The sequence below is a fragment of the Isoptericola sp. NPDC056134 genome (assembly GCF_042264825.1).
Classification (GTDB): Bacteria; Actinomycetota; Actinomycetes; order Actinomycetales; family Cellulomonadaceae; genus Isoptericola; species Isoptericola nanjingensis.
On sequence record NZ_JBHJVM010000092.1, the window covers coordinates 380 to 827 of the forward strand.

1 protein-coding gene is annotated in these 448 nt (G+C 70.3%); it reads right to left on the reverse strand.

Annotated features, from left to right (window positions below):
- Positions 1-180: hypothetical protein (locus ACFCZN_RS21505; protein ID WP_430558121.1), on the reverse strand; the 180-nt coding region annotated here is incomplete at its 3' end.
- Positions 181-448: the final 268 nt, after the last annotated feature.

The following is a 448-nucleotide window of genomic DNA, read 5'->3' on the forward strand; positions in this document are numbered from 1 at the left end:
GTGCGCGACAGTCGTCGCCGTCTGGTCCGGGATCTCGGGCACCGTCAACAGCTGGCAGGCGCAGCACGACGGCGAGGTCGGCACGTTCACCCCGGTCGAGCAGCACTGCAGCTCCAACCGTGGCACCACGTCCTGCCGCTGGACCGGTACGTGGGAGCCCGAGGCCAGGGACCGCGTCATCAAGAACGTGCTCCTCGACGAGAGCCTCGGGACCGCAGAGGGCGACCCGCCTCCTGGTCCGGTCCATCCCACCCTCCACCACGACGCCTTGTCAGACCCGCGGGTCGTCTACCGGCCGGGTGATCGCACCTGGCTCCTGACCCCGGCTGTGACCACGGTCTTCCTCGGAGGCAGCGTCTACCTCGCCTGGAAAACGCACCGGTGGTCGCGCCGGACGGCGGAAGCCGCAACTCGACAAGCCCGGCCGGGGAGGCACCGCATCGTTCCC